The sequence below is a fragment of the Actinomycetospora aeridis genome (assembly GCF_037400275.1).
GTDB lineage: Bacteria > Actinomycetota > Actinomycetes > Mycobacteriales > Pseudonocardiaceae > Actinomycetospora > Actinomycetospora aeridis.
Window position 1 is genome coordinate 271,871 of record NZ_JBBEGL010000006.1, and the last position, 15,625, is coordinate 287,495.

Below are 15,625 nucleotides of genomic sequence, written 5' to 3' on the forward strand. Positions count from 1 at the left end.
GGGAGAGGCAGGGGGGAGCTACTCCTTCACTCCTTGCCTGATTCTCTGGCCAGGAACGTCGTGAGGGAGTCGTCGTGCGCCTCCCACCAGGCGGTGTGGTGGATCGGCGCCTGCGTGCCGGTGCACGGTGAGGAGAACCCGCGGTCGCGGTAGCCGATGATGCTCTCCTCCTTGTCGTGCTCCCACTTCTTGAAGTGGGCGCGCGTGAGGTCGAGGTCGAACTCGGGGTAGTCGGTGCCGACCATGAGGTCGGCGATGTGGTCGGCCTGGAAATCGATCTGGGCGAACGGGTCGGGCAGCGCGTCCTCCCGGGCCCGCCATTCCGCGACGTCCTTCGCCATCTCCTCGCGCGAGGGCAGCGTGACGCGGCCCAGCACGAAGTCGCGGGCGACCCACGCCTCCGCGTCGAAGAGGGTGAACGTGTAGAACTGGTCCTGCATGCTCAGGTACATCATCTTCGGGTTGTCGATCCAGAAGACGCCCTTGTAGAGGTCCGGCGGGTAGAGCACGTTCGCCGTCCGCAGCCGCAGCTCCGACGCCACGAACGGGAAGTGGTGCTGGTAGCCGGTGCACAGGATGATCGCGTCGACGTCGCGGGAGCTGCCGTCGGTGAAGTGCGCCGTGCGACCCTCCAGGCGCGCGAGCAGCGGGACCTCGCTGATCCCGTCGGGCCACGGGAAGCCCATCGCCGCGCTGCGGTAGCTGATGGTCACGGTGTTCGCGCCGTACTTCTTCGCCTGCAGCGCGATGTCCTCGGCCGAGTAGCTGCCGCCCACCACGAGCAGGTCCTTGCCCGCGAACTCCTGGGCGTCGCGGAAGTCGTGCGAGTGCAGGATGCGGCCCGGGAACCGGTCGAAGCCCGGGAAGTCGGGCAGGTTCGGCACCGAGAAGTGCCCCGTCGCGACGATGACGTAGTCGAACTGCTCGACCCGCGAGGCCCCCTCGGCGAGCGCCTCGACGGTGACGTCGAACGTGTCGCGTGCCGCGTCGTGCTCGATCCAGCGCACCGCGGTGTCGAACTGGATGTGCCGGCGCACGTCGCTGTTCTCGGCGCGCCCCTTGATGTAGTCGAAGAGCACCTCGCGCGGCGGGAACGACGGGATCGGGGTGCCGAAGTGCTGCTCGAAGGGGTAGTCGGCGAACTCGAGGCACTCCTTCGGGCCGTTCGACCACAGGTAGCGGTACATGCTGCCGTGGCACGGGTTGCCGTACTGGTCGAGGCCGCTGCGCCACGTGTAGTTCCACAGGCCGCCCCAGTCGCTCTGCTTCTCGAAGCAGACCAGCTCGGGCACGTCGGCGCCCGCCGCCCGGGCCTGCTCGAACGCGTGCAGCTGGGCCAGCCCGCTCGGTCCGGCGCCGACGATGGCAACCCGTGTCATGGACAGTCCTCCTGTGTGGGTGAGCCGCGTTCAGGAGCGCGGGCGTTCCTTGTCGGGGTCGTAGAACGGGAAGCGGACGACCTGGGCCGGGATGCGCTTGCGGTGGCCGTCGAGCTTCCCGACCTCCACCTCCGTGCCGATCTCGGAGTGCTCGACGGCGAGGCGGCACAGCGCGATGTTCCTGCGCAGGATCGGCGAGCGGGTGGCGCTGGTGACCACGCCGACCTGGTGGCGGCCGACGTGGACGCAGTCGCCGTGGTGGGCCGGCTCGTTGCCCGCGAGCTCGAGGCCGACCAGCCGCCGCTGCGGGCTCGCCTTCCGCGCGACGAGGGCGTCGCGGCCGACGAAGTCGTCCTCCTTGGTCTTCAGCGGCACGGTGAACCCGACGCCGGCCTCGAAGGGGTCGACGTGGTCGTCGAAGTCGTAACCGGCGAAGACCAGGCCGGACTCGATGCGCAGGATGTCGAGGGCGTCGAGACCCAGCGGGAGCATCCCGTGCGGCTCGCCGGCCGCCCAGACCGCGTCCCACACCGCCGGGCCGTCCGACGGGTGACAGAAGATTTCGTAGCCGAGCTCGCCCGAGTAGCCCGAGCGCGAGACGACGACGGGGATGCCGCGGTGGTCGCCGAGCCGGCCGATCGTGAACCGGAACCACGTCAGGTCCCCGAACGCCGGCTGGGTGCCCGGGGTCCAGACCAGCTCGCGCAGGATGTCGCGGCTGGCGGGCCCCTGGACCGCGATGTTGTGCATCTCGTCGGTCGAGTGCTTCACCCAGACCCGGTCCAGCCCGAGCCGGTCGGCCTGCTCGCGCAGCCACGTGCCGGTGTACTCGTCGCCGCCGATGAACCGGAAGTTCGTGTCCGCGAGCCGGAAGACCGTGCAGTCGTCGATCATGCCGCCGGTCTCGTTGCAGACCGCCGAGTACACGAGCTGGTTGATCGAGAGCTTGCGGACGTTGCGGGTGACGCAGGCCTGCAGCAGCGCCTCGGCGTCGGGCCCCAGGACCTCGAACTTGCGCAGCGGCGACAGGTCCATCACCGCGGCCCGCTCACGGCACGCCCAGTACTCGTCGAGCGCGCCGTGGCCGTCGAAGCTGGTCGGCAGCCAGTAGCCGCGGTACTCGGTGAACTGGCGCGTCAGGGCCCGCGTCCGCGGGGCGAACGCCGTCTCCTTGGTCAGCGACGCGGGGTGCTCGGGCGTGGGGCGGTGCGCCATGGCCATCGAGAACTTCCGTTCGGCGGAGTAGACACGCAGGTGGATGTCGGTCGGCGTCCAGGCGTTGGCGGGGTCGATGTCGTCGGGGCACGCCGAGGTCGCGCACACGAGGTCGACGCCCGCGCGCATCAGCACGTAGTCCCCCGGCCGCGACCACGGCTCGTCGAAGACCAGCTGGTTCTGCGCGTCGAACGCGGTGTTGTAGAAGAGGTTGAGCGCGGGCCACCCGGCGCGCTCCTCGATGCCGTAGGACCGCAGCTGCGCGTTGAAGTTGTCGGTGCAGTTGATGTGGCCGAAGTAGCCGAGGTCCTCGTAGTACTTGGTGTTGCAGGCCAGGCCGAACGTGTCGTGGCGGCCCACCGTGTCGCGGACGATCTCGACCAGCGGCTCCATGTCCTGGTCGTAGAACTTCCCGTGCAGCCCGGGCTGCGGGTACGCCTGGCCCATGAAGTACCGGGTGGCGGTCGCGTCGAGCCCGCGCTCGCGGCCCTCCTGCAGGCGGTGGGCGTGGAAGGCGAGGAAGTCGGAGCACTGCCGGCCCTCGACGTCGAGGACCTGGATGTACTGGCCGGCCTTCACCTCGTAGCTGAGCGCGGTGGCCGCGTCGACGCGGACGTCGAGGATCGGCTCGGCCAGCGGCGGCGGCAGGGGCGGGACCTCCGGCACCCGGGGCCGGGCGCGACGCACCTCGAGGACCAGGTCGGACGGCGGGTTGCCCGTCGTCTCGTCCACCGCCATCGGTCCGGCCGGGGCCGCGACGAGCACGATGCCCGGCCCCGCGGCGCGGAGGGTCTCGCGCGATCCCGCCGGCGACCACTCCCCGAACAGGTACGCGGCGCGGAGCGCCGTGGGGTCGAGGCCGTGCGCGACCAGGGCGGCGAGTACCGGGTCCTCGATCCCGTACGGCGCGCTCGGGAGCGCCCGCAGCACGGTCGCCGGGGCGTCCGCGGTCAGGCCGAGGAGCTCGCGCGCCGACGCCCCGTCCTGCCCCAGCGCCGTGACCTCCGCCCGCTGCCGGCCCTGCCGGTCGACAACGGTGACCTCGTCGCCGCCGTGCACCCGCACGGCTGTGACGCCAGCGGGGCGCACCCAGTAGGTCTCGACCCCCGGCACCGCCTCGAGCAGGCCGGGCAGGCGGAGCCGACGGGACGGGACGAGCGGTGCGGTCGGGACAGCCATCGGCGCTCCCCTGCTACAGGCGGCGGACGAAGAGGCGCGCCATCACGAGGGCGGCCACGGGCAGACCGATGAACAGGAGGGTCGCCAGCACGGGGCCGGCCCCGTAGGCGAAGAAGTCGCTCATGCCTGTGCTCCTTGCGTGGCCAGACCGGACTGCGCCATGCGCTCGCGCCCGAAGTCGGTGAGCGCGTACCGGAACAGCACGCGCTCCTCGGACTGCGTGCGGGCCGGGTCGACGGTGGCGTCCTGCTCGCTGAGCAGCCCACCGGCGTAGAGGTCGACGAGGGTGAGCCGCACCGTCCCCCGCCAGTAGGCGCCCGAGACGCCGTACTCGGACTCGACGGCGTCGATCACCTCGTCGGTCCACAGCGGCCCGCGGTCGGCGAAGAGCCGCAGCACGTATCCCTTGATGTGCAGCATCACGCCTCCTGCCGCGCCGAGGTGGAGGAGCCCGTCCGGGTCGAGCGGGCCGGGACCGCGCGGATCACCTCGAGGACGTCGCGCTTCTCGGTGAAGAGCACGAAGCTGCCGATCACCGCGATGAGACCGCCGATGACGAACTCGAGACCCGGCGGTTCGAGGGTGAACACGTAGAGCCAGACGAGCGCGAGCGGGCCGTAGAGCGCCGCGATCGCCTGGCCGCGCCCGACGCCGATGAGCGGGAACGACTTGTACCAGGACACGTAGCAGAAGCCGAAGGTCAGCCCGAGCAGCACCAGCAGCAGGAGGACCGTGGGGCTGGTGAGCGCCGCCCCGACCGTCGACCAGAACGTCGCGCCGGCGGCGATCGAGCAGATCGGCACGACGATGACCACCCAGATCGCGACCTCGGCGACGAAGCGCAGGGTCAGGCCGACGTCGGGGTCGCTGACGTCGAGCGCGCGCCCGGCGATGGCGCCCTCGAGGCCCCAGCCGACGATGGCGCAGACACCGCCGAGGTAGCCGAGCCAGGCGCCGCCGCCCGCGCCGCTGATCTCGCCGAGGATGCCGGGCGCGAAGATCACGACGCCGCCGAGGACGATGACGACGATGCCCAGCGCGGCCCGCTTGGTGATCGTCTCGCCGTACCAGGCCCGCGCGGCCAGCGCGCCGACGATCGGGTAGAGCAGCGCCGCCACGGCGGAGAAGCCCGCCCCGATGTAGGCGATCGCCACGACCGAACCGAAGATCGCGAGCATGCCCGCCAGGCCGGCGGGCAGGTACCACCGCGAGATCTTCACCTGGCGCAGGGTGCGGCCGAAGTCCTTCGTCTTGCCCAGGACGGCGACCCACACGCCCATCGCGACGAGCACCGCGACGGCATTGAGGATCGTCACCACCACGGCGGCGAGCAGGTAGCCCCCGCCGCTGGTCGGGGCGTCGACGAAGGGCGACTCGGCGTAGATCACCGAGCCGGGCACGTACCAGGCGCCCCACAGCACGGCGCACGTCAGCGCCCAGATGAAGCCCCACCGGACCTGACGGTTGCGGTACTCGTTGCGGAGCTCGTCGATCTGCGTCGGACTCGTCATGGTCACCTCCGAGCAGACGGCGCCGACGGCCGGACGCTGCTGCGGTCGATGGGCGACGCCGTTCGGGCCGGGATGTGCTGGCAGCGGTCCGGGTCGGCCTCGGATGTGACCCAGATCATGGCCCCACGGTGAGCTTCGTGTAAAGCCCCAGTGGACGCCGTCTCCTGAGAGTGGTGCCGCTGTCCCGGATCTCCGTCGACGGTTCGTCGCGAGGTCGATCACAACAACTTCCGGACAGCCGGTTGTCTCCTGTCGGTGAACACGGTCTACTCGATGTGGCCGCGCTCACAAGGTCCACACAGGACCGTGACCCGGGAGGGCAGTGACTTGCCGACCGACATCGAGGACTTCGTCGCCCAGGACGGACGCGCCGACGCCGTCGCGGAGGTCAGACGGAAGATCGACGAGGGCGACGTCAAGTACATCTACTACCAGTTCGCCTCGGTCACGGGCCGGATCATGGGCAAGGGCGCGCCCGCCGACCACTGGGAACGGTTCACGCAGAAAGGCTTCCAGCTCGTCTACGGGTCGACCGCGAATCTCTTCACCGACCGCCACGGCGAGTACATCGGTTACGGGGCCGAGGCCACCGAGCTCGTCGGGATCCCCGACGTCGAGACGTTCCAGATCCTCCCGTGGGACCCGAAGACCGCGCGGGTCTTCTGCACGCTCTTCCGTGGCCGCGAGGAGGTCGAGGAGCCGGGCGCCTTCCTCACGTCGGACTGTCGCGGCAACCTCAAGCGCATCCACCGGGATTTCGAGGAGCGCACCGGCTACCACCTGCGGATCGGCACCGAGCCCGAGATGATGTGGCTCAAGTGCAACCCCGACGGCACGCCGTCGGTGGACGGCATGACCAAGCCGTACTGCTACCACATCGACCAGTTCAGCGAACTGCAGCCGTTGATCCACCGGATCATGGAGTACAGCGAGGCGATGGGTCTCGACATGATCCAGGGCGATCACGAGGACGCCCCGGGCCAGCTCGAGCTCAACTGGCAGTTCGACCGCGCCGAGCTCACCGCCGACCGCCTCACGACCTACCGCCAGATCTGCCGACAGGTCGGCCGGGAGTTCAACGCCTTCCCGTGCTTCATGCCCAAGCCGTTCACCGGGGTGTCGGCCAACGGGTGCCACCACAACATGTCGTTGTGGGACCGCGGCGGCACCAACGTCTTCCTGCCCGAGGGCGACGACCCCCGCATGCCCAGCAAGATCGGGCTGGCGGCCATCGGCGGCGTCCTGGAGCACCTCTCGGCCCTGACCTGCATCACGTCGCCGACGGTGAACTCCTACCGGCGGCTCTGGGACGCCGGTTTCTGGGCACCGCTGTTCGCCGACTGGGGATTCCAGAACCGCACGACGGCGCTGCGCGTGAGCTCACCGGACCGTTTCGAGTACCGCTCCGTGGACTCGGCGGTGAACCCCTATCTCTCGTTCGCCGCGCTGATCCAGGCGATGGGTGACGGCATCCAGCGCAACCTCGATCCGGGACCGCCCGAGGAACGCAACATCTACAACGCCATGGCCGAGGGCAAGGAGGTCCGGAAGATCCCCATGAACCTCGGGGACGCCCTGCGCGCCCTCGACGCGGACGAGGTGGTCCGCAGCGCGATGCCCGGCGACATGTACCGCGTCTTCGAGCACTACAAGCGCGACGAGTGGGAGCGCTTCTGCGCGGCCGTGACCGACTGGGACGTCAAGGAATACCTCGACATCCTCCCCTGACCGAGAGGAGACCCCACATGTGTGGGATCGCCGGAATCATCCACACGGACGGGCCGGGCGACGTCGGTGCCGAGATGACGAAGATGCTCCAGTCGATGAAGCACCGCGGACCCGACTCCGCCGGGTACGCCCTCTACGGCGAACCGTCCGAGCTCGTCGTGATGCGCTTCAAGCTCGCCGATCCGAACGAGACGTCGGACTTCGACTACACCGAGCGCCTCGAGCGCAACCGTCGTGAGGTCGAATCGCGCCTGTCCAAGATCGGGGCGACGGTCGACCGGGTCGAGGGCGAATCGGCCTACGCCTACCGCGCGACCTTCCGCTACGAGGGCGAACTGAAGCCCCTCGCCGACTACGTCGAGGACATCCCGGGCTGCGAGGTGCTCTCGCTCGGGCATTCGCTGGAGATCGTCAAGGATCTGGGTGACGCGCAGACGGTCGCCGACCAGTACCGCCTCGACCGGTTCCGCGGGACGCACGCCATCGGGCACGTCCGGATGGCCACCGAGTCGGACGTCGACATCGCCGGCGCCCACCCCTACTGGGCCTACCCCTTCTCCGACGTGGCCGTCGTGCACAACGGACAGCTGACGAACTACCACCAGTGGCGCCGGCGCCTCGAGCGCAACGGCCACCGGTTCCAGTCCGAGTGCGACTCCGAGATCATCGCGGTCTACCTGGCGGAACGCCTCGCCGACGGCACCAGCCTCGAGACGGCGATGAAGCAGAGCCTCGAGGACCTCGACGGGGTCTTCACCTACCTCGTCGTGACCGAGGACAGCCTCGGCATGGCGAAGGACGCGATGGCCGCGAAACCGCTCGTCCTGCACGAGGGCGAGGACCTCGTCGCCCTCGCCTCGGAGGAGAGCGCCATCCGCGCGGTCCTGCCCCACGAGATCGACTCCTACGACCCCTACGAGTCGGAGGTGCTGGTGTGGTCGCGATGAACCCACCGACGGACCAGGACCGCGGGGTGCGCCGGGACATCCGCGGGCTCGCCGAACCCGACGCCGAGGCCCCGAAGGTGGCCCGCGTCGAGGGCGGGACGGCGACGTTCGACGCCGCGGACCTGAGCCCCCGGCAGGTCAACCTCGAGCTCCGCCGGCTGATCTACGACGAGGGCGTCCGGGAGGTCACCGTCGAGAACCCCGGCGCGAAGCACTCGCTCGCCGTCGGCCTGCTCGCCCGCTGCCGGATCACCATCGACGGCAGCCTCGGCTACTTCGGGGCCACCCTCGGCGACGGGCCGGAGATCCACATCACCGGCCGCGTGGGCTGGTCGGTGGCCGAGAACATGATGTCCGGCGTCGTGGTGATCGACAAGAACGCGGGCTCGCTCACCGGCGCCGCGATGCGCGGCGGCGACCTCGTCGTCCGCGGGCACGTCGGGGCACGCACGGGCATCGACCAGAAGGGCGGCACGATCGTCGTCGGCGGCAACGCCGGGTCGATGACCGGCTTCATGATGCAGCGCGGCCGGCAGATCATCTGCGGCGACGTCGGGCCCGGGATGGGCGACTCCATGTACGACGGCGCCATCTACGTCGGCGGTTCCGTCGCCACCCTCGGGGTCGACTGCATCGAGGCGGAACTGACCCCGGACGACGAGGAACTGCTCGACCGGAAGCTCGGGATCTACCGCATGGACCGGCCGGACACGTTCCGCAAGTTCGTCTGCGGCAAGCAGCTCTACAACTACGACAACCTCGAGCCGTCCGAGCGCAAGCTCGTCCTCTGAGGGGAGAGGGTCACATGGCCGACGAGATGGCGAGCTCCGAGAGCATGGGGCTGGGCAAGAGCAGGATCTTCACCCCCGAGGTCATCAACGACATCCACGTGAAGGCCGATCTCGGCCGCTATCGGATGCGCGGGGGCGGCATCTTCAAGAAGATCCCGCACTGGGACGAGCTGGTGTTCCTCCCCGGCACGCTCACGCGCTTCGTGATCGAGGGCTACCGCGAGAAGTGCACGACGAGGACCGTCCTCGGGTCGCGGTTCGCGAAGAAGCCGCTCGAGCTCGACATCCCGATCTACATCACGGGGATGAGCTTCGGCGCGCTGTCGCTCGAGGCGAAGATGGCGCTCGCCAAGGGCGCGTCGATGGCCGGCACCGCGACGTGCTCGGGCGAGGGGGGGATGATCCCGCCGGAGCGCGATTTCTCGACGAAGTGGTACTACCAGGTCATCCAGAGCCGCTACGGGTTCAACCCGCACCACCTGATGCTCGCCGACGCCGTCGAGTTCTTCATCGGGCAGGGCTGCAAGGTCGGCATGGGCGGGCACCTCATGGGCCAGAAGGTCACCGAGCAGGTGGCCGAGATGCGCTCGCTGCCGGCCGGGATCGACCAGCGCAGCCCCGCACGGCACCCGGACTGGCTGGGCCCGGACGATCTTTCGTTGAAGATCCAGGAGGTGCGCGAGGCGACGGACTACCAGGTCCCGATCCAGCTCAAGCTCGGCGCCTCGCGCGTCTACGACGACGTGCGGATGGCCGCCAAGTGCGGCCCGGACGTCATCTTCCTCGACGGCGCCGAGGGCGGCACCGGTGCCGGCCCGCACATCGCCACCGAGGAGACCGGGATCCCGCTGCTGGCGGCGATCCCCGAGGCCCGGCGGGCCCTGGAGGACGTCGGCCTCGCCGACGAGATCGACCTCGTGGTCGCCGGCGGCATCCGCAACGGCGGTGACGTCGCCAAGTGCATCGCGCTCGGCGCCGACGCCATCGCGATCGGCAGCGCCGCGCTCATGGCGCTCGGCTCGAACAAGGAGGTCGAGGGCGCCGACTACCAGGGCACCTTCGGCGTCTCGGCGGCCGAGTTCTACCACTGGCACACCGGGAAGGACCCGGCCGGCATCACCACGCAGGACCCGGAGCTGCGCAAGCGCCTCGACGTCGACGAGGGCGCCACGCGGGTCTACAACTTCCTGCACACCCTGACCCTCGAGGTCCAGATGCTCGCCCGGGCCTGCGGCAAGACCGACGTGCACAGCCTCGAGCCCGAGGACCTCGCGGCGCTGACCACCGAGGCGGCGGCGATGGCGCGGGTGCCGCTCGCCGGCACCAGCTACATCCCGGGTGTCACGGAGTCGCAGACCCTCGAGGAGATCAAGAACCTGCTTGCCAAGCACGTCGCCAACGACGGAAGGGGCTCGGATGTCTGAGGACCCCCAGAAGCTCTTCGACCTGTCCCAGCGGCGGCTGACCACCCGCCAGGGCATCGACACCGAGGAGCTCACCGGGCGGACGTTCCCGTACCAGTTCGACCCGGCGCTCGTCGAGGACATCGATCTGCAGGCCGCGACCCCGGGTGACGACCTGAACTGGCTCGAGGACATCCACCTCATGTCCGAGGACGGCATCCCGGCCGTCTTCGACCGGTACACGAACGCCTTCCTGAAGATTCACTTCGACATCCCGGAGGGCCGGGAGGACGAGTTCGCGCGGAAGGTGCTCATCAAGCACCTGCAGGAGGGCAATTCCTACGGGATCTGGCTCAAGCACCAGCACGCGAAGTTCCCCCAGCCCGAGCTCGGTCCGTGGCTGACCGAATCGGCCACCGTCGGGGAGAACTGGACCCCGCCGACCATGGCGAGCTGGGAGAAGTCGTTCACCTTCTGAACCACACGAAGTCACATCTGGGAACGGGCAATCCGACAGGGGACGAGCATCCGGAGACGCCCGACGACACCGACTGACGCACCGCGCAGGACGGAGGAACGGGCGATGGCCGAGACGACGCGGGAACCGGAACCGCAACGGACGCCGAACATCCCGGACACCGGGGGCGGCGGCATCGACCGCGGTCTGCACCGCACCCTGGACTGGAAAGGGGCCTTCTGGATCGCCAGCGGCGTCCCGGCCCTCGTCCTCTTCTCCATCGGCGCGATCGCGGCCACGGTCGGCGCCCCGTCGCCGCTGGTCTGGACCGTGTCGATCATCTTCGGCCTGCTCCAGTCCTTTGTCTGGGCCGAGATCGCGGGGCTCTTCCCGAGCAAGTCCGGCGGCGCCTCGGTCTACGGCGCGATGGCCTGGGTGCGGTACGCGAAGCCCGTCGCCCCGCTCTCGGTGTGGTGCAACTGGCTCGCCTGGTCGCCGGTGCTCACCGTCGGGTCCGGGCTCGCCGCGGGCTACGTGCTCACGGCGCTCTTCCCGGCCGAGGCGACGATCAACACCTGGTCGATGACCCTGCTCCCGCTGGGCTTCATCCAGGAGGGTCTCGAGGTCCGCCTCAACGCCCAGTTCGTCATCGCGGCGCTGTTCCTGCTGCTGGTCTTCGGCCTGCAGCACGGCGGCATCCTGCGGGCGGCCCGGGTGCAGACGGTGATCGGCCTCGCGGTCCTCGTGCCGCTGCTCGTGATCGGCGTCGTGCCCCTGATCACCGGCGACGTCGTCGCCGCCAACTTCGCGCCGTTCGTCCCGCTCTCCGGCGCCTGGGACGCGAGCGGGTGGACGCTCTTCGCCGGCGGGCTCTTCCTCGCCGCGTGGTCGGCGTACGCCTTCGAGACCTCGATCTGCTACACGGCCGAGTTCCGGAACCCCGGTCGCGACACCGTGCGGGCGATCCTCTCGGCGGGCATCGCCTGCCTGGTCATCTACACGCTCGTGCCGTTCGCCTTCCAGGGTGCCCTCGGCGTCGAGCGCCTGACCCAGGACGACATCGTCGACGGCAACGGGGTCGGCCAGGCGATGACCGAGATCGTCGGCGGCGGCCCGGTCGTCGCCAACCTGCTCATCGTCATGCTCGTCCTCGCGCTGCTGCTGACGATCATGACGACGATGGCCGGTTCGTCGCGCACCCTCTACCAGGGCTCGCGCGACGGGTGGCTCCCGCGCTTCCTGTCGCGCACCAACCAGCACGGTGCCCCGACGCGGGCGATGTGGACCGACCTCGGGTTCAACCTCGTCCTGCTGCTGCTCAGCGACTACGTGTTCGTCCTGGCCACGTCCACCGTCTGCTACATGATCTTCAACTTCCTCAACCTCAACGCCGGGTGGATGCACCGGGTCGACAACCCGGACGCACCGCGGCCGTACCGCGCGCCGACCGCGCTCATCGCGATCGGCACCGTCCTCGCGTTCGTCAACGCCCTGCTGCTGGGCTGGGGCGCGAACGTGTACGGCGGCGGCGCGCTGGCGACCGGCCTCATCGCGGCGGCGATCGTCGTCCCGGTCTTCTACTACCGCCACAAGGTCGTCGATGGTGGCGTCTTCCCGCCGTCCTTCAGCGACGACCTGCCCGCGGAGAACGGCGAGGCCGGGGCCGTGGTGCTCCCGCGCCGCGCCGGCATCCGGCCCTACCTCGTGCTGGGGGGCGGCGTCGTCGTCGTGATCATCGGGCAGCTGCTCGCCGCCGCGGGGAGCTGACGTCAGGGCACGGCCGGCATGTGCCCGTAGCCCGTGACCGTCAGGAACGTGATCGGGAGCGTCACCAGCTCGGACGGGCCGTGCGGGCCCTCGCCGTCGAAGATCAGCGAGTCGCCCGCGTGCATCTCGTACTGCGCGTCGCCGTGGACGTAGCGCATGACCCCGTCGAGCACGTGGAGGAACTCGGTGCCGGGGTGCTGGAACAGCGGGAAGACCTCGCTCGCCTCGGTGAGCGTGCACAGCAGCGGCTCGAGGCGCTTGTGCTGGCCGCGGAGGGCGCCGAGCATCCGGTAGACGTGCCCGACGTTGCTGCCGCGGCGTGAGATCTCCGCGCCGTGGCCCGCCCGGGTGAAGACGGCCTCGCGGTCGGAGTCGATTCCGCGGAACAGGGCGGTCACCGGGATCTCCAGCGCCGCGGCCAGGCGCGAGAGCACCGAGAGGCTGCACGAGGTCTGGGCGTTCTCGATCTTCGAGAGCATCGCCTTGGACATGCCGACCCGACGCGCCAGCGACGTCATCGTCAGGCCCTTGGCGATCCGGTACTCCCGGGTCCGGGAGGCGATCACGTGCTCGAGCTCGCCCAGCCCCGGAGCGGCCGGCTCCTCCGGGATCGGCGCGGGCTCGGCGGCGCCCGGGTCGTCGGTCGCTGACGTCACCGCCCCAGAGTAGTCCCCGTACCCGCAGAGGAAACGCCGTTGACCATCCGGTCGAGCAGCGCGGCGGCCCGTTCGCGGGACTCGGCCTGCCGATGAACGGTCTCGTCGAGCAGTGTCTCGCCGTCGATCCCCGCGGCGGCGAGCGCCGCCCCGTACTTCGCGGCCCACGCGCCGGCGCTCTCCGGCGTCGCCTCCGGGTGGAACTGGACCCCGAGGTGCGGACCCTGGCGGAACGCCTGCACGGCGAGGCCGGTGGTGGCGAGCAGGTCGGCGTCCGGCGGGCAGTCGAACGCGTCGAGGTGCCAGACCAGCCAGGGACCGGGCCCGACGACCTCGGGGTCGGTGGCGTCGACCTCCAGCCAGCCGATCTCGGGGCGCTCGAGGGGACGCACCCGCGCGCCCAGCACGGTCGCGAGGAGCTGCGCGCCGAAGCAGACCCCGAGCACCGGGACGCCGGCCCCGACGGCCCGCGCGAGGAGGGCCCGCTCGGTGGCGAGGTAGGCGACCGACCCGTCCAGCGTCGAGTCGTCGGACCCGAGGGACACGACGAACGCGTAGGGCGTCGGGTCCTCGGGGCGGTCGGTGCGGGCGAGGTCGGCGATCTCCACCGAGTACCCGAGCTCCCGCGCCCGGTCCCCGAGGTAGCCGGGCCCGCAGTCGTCCTGGTGCTGCAGGAACAGCACCCGCCGGTCGTCGCTCATCCGTCCCCGTCGTGTCGTGTCCGTCAGCCGCCGATCTCGGTCCGCGGACGGAAGCGCAGCTGCTGCCACACCGCCCACGACTGGTCCATCGTCGCGGTACGGATTTCCCAGCTGTACGCCATCCCCTCGTAGATGCCGGTCGAGTACACCGTCCCGTCCCGCTCCGCGGTGTACAGCGGGCCCTGCGGGACGTCACCGGCGTTCCACGTCGCGTACTGGTCCACACGCGGGCCCAGCGACTCGGTGTCCTGGTACCAGGCCCGGGCACCGGCGGCGTCGGGCCAGCGCGCGTAGATGACCTGGGCGCTCGGGTCGACGTCGGGGTACACGCACACGATCGCCTCGAGGGGGTTCACCCCCGTGCTCGTGGTCAGCCGGTCGCCGGAGTTCGCGGGTCGGCAGTCCGCCCCGCCGGCGGTCGGGAAGACCTCGGCGAGGGCGAGCTGCCCCGCCGGCGCAGTCGGGGCCGCCGGGGCCGCGGGCGTTGAGGTCCCGTTCTGCGCAGTCAGGACGAGCACGCCGGCGCCGAGCACCAGCAGGAGCGCGGCGAGGCCGGCGACGAGCGCCACGACCTTGCCCCGGCCGCGTCGCGGCGGCTGCGGAGCCGGCCCGGTCGGGTAGGCGAAGGGTGAGGGTGGCGGCGGGAGCGGCGGGGGGCCGGCCGGCTGCCACGGCGGGACGTGCTGCGTGCCCGAGGGCGGAGGCGCCGCGCGGGGGCCGGGGACGTGGGTGGGGGTCGCGCCGGGGCGCGCCGCGGGCGGCGGCGTGCCGGGGTGGACCGTCGTGGCGGCGGCGTCGGGCACGGCGGTGGGTCCCGGGGCGGCTCCCGCGACGGCTCCAGAAGCGGCTCCCGAGGCGGCTTCCGTGACGGTGGCGCCCGGCGTCGCGCGGGCGGCGGCGTCGGCGAGCTCGCCCGCGGTCGCGGGGCGCTGCGCCGGGTCCTTGGCCATCGCCCGCGCGATCACCGCGTCGAGCTCCGGCGGCACGCCGGGCACGAGGGCGGAGAGCTGCGGCGGCGCCTCGTCGAGGTGGGCGTACATGAGCGCCGGCCCCTCGGACACGAACGGCGGGCGCCCGGCGATCGCCTCGAACAGCAGGCAGCCCAGCGCGTACACGTCGACCCGGCGATCCAGCTCGCCGCCGACGAACACCTCCGGAGCCATGTAGGCGAGCGTCCCGATCGCCAGCCCCGTGCCGGTGAGGGCGTTGCTGTCGGCCCGGCCGGCCACGCCGCGGACGATGCCGAAGTCGACGAGGTAGACGAAGTCGCGGCCCCGCTGCTGGGCGATGAGCACGTTCGACGGCTTGACGTCACGGTGGATCAGCCCGTCGTCGTGCGCGGTGTCGAGGGCGTCGGCGATCTGCCGGACGATCTCCACGGCGCGCGCCGGCTCCAGGCGGCCGTTCTTCTCGATGACGCCGGAGAGGTCGTCGCCGGACACGAGACGCATGTCGATGTACAGGTGGCCGTCGATCGTGCCGAAGTCGTGGATCGGGATGACGTGCGGCGACGACAGCCGCGCGACGGTCCGCGACTCGCGGCGGAAGCGTTCGCGGTACTCGTCGTCGTCACCGAGGCCCGCGTGCAGGCGCTTCACCGCGACGGTGCGCTCGCGGGAGGTGTCGAAGGCCCGGTAGACCTCGCCCATCCCGCCGCGTCCGATGCGCTCCTCGAGGCGGTACGGCCCGAAGGTCTCCGTCCCGGCGTCGGCGGTCGGGGGCACGTGGCCGGTGCTCATGCGGCGCTCTCCTGCGTCGTGGGCGGCCCGGCTCACCTCAGCCCCCCGGCTCGATGTCACGCTGAGTATGCAATACCGGGCGACGCAGGGCCAGCAGGGGCGCGAACAGCGCAATAGTCTCACCGAGAGTGATCGAGCGTGGGCGGGCGGTT

13 protein-coding genes are annotated in these 15,625 nt (G+C 70.8%); 6 read left to right on the plus strand and 7 right to left on the minus strand.

Going from position 1 to position 15,625, the window contains the following annotated elements:
• Positions 1-26: 26 nt before the first annotated feature.
• From WCD41_RS22560 to WCD41_RS22575, 4 genes are all read right to left on the minus strand, one after another.
• Positions 27-1,379, minus strand: a complete 1,353-nt coding sequence (locus WCD41_RS22560) for a trimethylamine monooxygenase (RefSeq protein ID WP_337716640.1) — start codon at positions 1,377-1,379, stop codon at positions 27-29.
• A 30-nt stretch (positions 1,380-1,409) separates the two neighbouring features.
• Positions 1,410-3,773, minus strand: a complete 2,364-nt coding sequence (locus WCD41_RS22565; protein ID WP_337716642.1) for a trimethylamine N-oxide demethylase — start codon at positions 3,771-3,773, stop codon at positions 1,410-1,412.
• Between the two features lie 120 nt (positions 3,774-3,893).
• Complete coding sequence (locus WCD41_RS22570) at positions 3,894-4,193, minus strand: hypothetical protein (protein ID WP_337716644.1); 300 nt, start codon at positions 4,191-4,193, stop codon at positions 3,894-3,896.
• Positions 4,193-5,284, minus strand: coding sequence for a DMT family transporter (locus WCD41_RS22575; protein WP_337716646.1), 1,092 nt, complete (start codon positions 5,282-5,284; stop codon positions 4,193-4,195). The genes WCD41_RS22570 and WCD41_RS22575 overlap by 1 nt, the downstream gene beginning before the upstream one ends.
• A 327-nt stretch (positions 5,285-5,611) precedes the next feature.
• Between WCD41_RS22575 and WCD41_RS22580 the strand changes: the two genes are divergently transcribed.
• From WCD41_RS22580 to WCD41_RS22605, 6 genes are all read left to right on the plus strand, one after another.
• Positions 5,612-7,012 (plus strand): glutamine synthetase family protein, encoded by a 1,401-nt coding sequence (locus tag WCD41_RS22580; RefSeq protein ID WP_337716648.1) that lies wholly within the window; start codon positions 5,612-5,614, stop codon positions 7,010-7,012.
• A 74-nt stretch (positions 7,013-7,086) separates the two neighbouring features.
• Positions 7,087-7,959, plus strand: a complete 873-nt coding sequence (locus WCD41_RS22585) for a class II glutamine amidotransferase (protein ID WP_337716650.1) — start codon at positions 7,087-7,089, stop codon at positions 7,957-7,959.
• Entirely contained in the window at positions 7,956-8,750 is a 795-nt protein-coding gene (locus tag WCD41_RS22590) for a GltB/FmdC/FwdC-like GXGXG domain-containing protein (protein ID WP_337716652.1), read from the plus strand. The genes WCD41_RS22585 and WCD41_RS22590 overlap by 4 nt, the downstream gene beginning before the upstream one ends.
• Positions 8,751-8,764: 14 nt before the next feature.
• On the plus strand, positions 8,765-10,174 hold the full coding sequence (locus WCD41_RS22595; RefSeq protein ID WP_337716654.1) for an FMN-binding glutamate synthase family protein: 1,410 nt from the start codon (positions 8,765-8,767) through the stop codon (positions 10,172-10,174).
• A complete protein-coding gene (locus WCD41_RS22600; RefSeq protein ID WP_337716656.1) occupies positions 10,167-10,631 on the plus strand; it encodes a hypothetical protein in 465 nt (154 codons plus the stop codon). Before WCD41_RS22595 ends, WCD41_RS22600 begins: the two co-directional genes overlap by 8 nt.
• A gap of 105 nt (positions 10,632-10,736) precedes the next feature.
• Positions 10,737-12,377, plus strand: coding sequence for a trimethylamine N-oxide permease (locus tag WCD41_RS22605; RefSeq protein WP_337716658.1), 1,641 nt, complete (start codon positions 10,737-10,739; stop codon positions 12,375-12,377).
• Between the two features lie 2 nt (positions 12,378-12,379).
• On the opposite strand, the gene WCD41_RS22610 is transcribed toward WCD41_RS22605, so the two are convergent.
• Genes WCD41_RS22610 through WCD41_RS22620 form a run of 3 tightly spaced genes read right to left on the minus strand, consistent with a single transcriptional unit; the run spans position 12,380 to position 15,473 of the window.
• Positions 12,380-13,033, minus strand: a complete 654-nt coding sequence (locus tag WCD41_RS22610; protein WP_337716661.1) for a helix-turn-helix domain-containing protein — start codon at positions 13,031-13,033, stop codon at positions 12,380-12,382.
• Entirely contained in the window at positions 13,030-13,734 is a 705-nt protein-coding gene (locus tag WCD41_RS22615; RefSeq protein WP_337716663.1) for a type 1 glutamine amidotransferase, read from the minus strand. The genes WCD41_RS22610 and WCD41_RS22615 overlap by 4 nt, the downstream gene beginning before the upstream one ends.
• A gap of 23 nt (positions 13,735-13,757) precedes the next feature.
• Complete coding sequence (locus WCD41_RS22620; protein WP_337716665.1) at positions 13,758-15,473, minus strand: serine/threonine-protein kinase; 1,716 nt, start codon at positions 15,471-15,473, stop codon at positions 13,758-13,760.
• Between the last annotated feature and the right edge of the window lie 152 nt (positions 15,474-15,625).